Source organism: Helicobacter sp. 23-1046 (genome assembly GCF_053654635.1).
Window position 1 is genome coordinate 1 of sequence record NZ_JBSIUS010000009.1, and the last position, 524, is coordinate 524.

The window sequence follows — 524 nt, forward strand, 5'->3', positions numbered from 1 at the left end:
ATGCGTATTCGATAGTGAAGCCTGATTGTGTAGGGAGTGCGCCCTCTAGCTCTACACCCACTTGGTGTAAAAGATTTGCATATCCGCTTTGATTTTGCTTTGTAGAGTAGCCATCTAAAGTATAAGCAAGGTTTAAAAACAATGGCACTTCTTTACTCGCAAGATTAAGCCCCACTTTTGGGCGCACTTCAAAAAACATTGCCAAATCCTTGCTACTTTTTACAACACTAGGGCTTGTGCTTGCAAATGTGTATTTATCCCAGCCAAGTTTGCCAGAGAGGACGGCTTTAGTGCGATTATTCTCTGAGCTAACCATAATCATATCAAGGTTAATATAGCCACCATAGGAGCTTGTGTTGATTTGCGCACTATCAACATAATGCCCTCCAATGCCAAAGCGGATATCTTCCTTTTTGCATTTATCGGGGTTTTGCTCGCAGTATTGTTTGGCTGCCAACATACCATATAATCCACCCATTCTCGTTGCCACACTAGCTAATGTTAAACTTGGCAATAGCAAAAAA

1 pseudogene is annotated in these 524 nt (G+C 41.6%); it reads right to left on the reverse strand.

What is annotated here, in order from left to right:
• A pseudogene (locus tag ACWIUJ_RS09105) lies at nt 1-478 on the reverse strand (hypothetical protein); the annotation flags it as partial.
• Between the last annotated feature and the right edge of the window lie 46 nt (nt 479-524).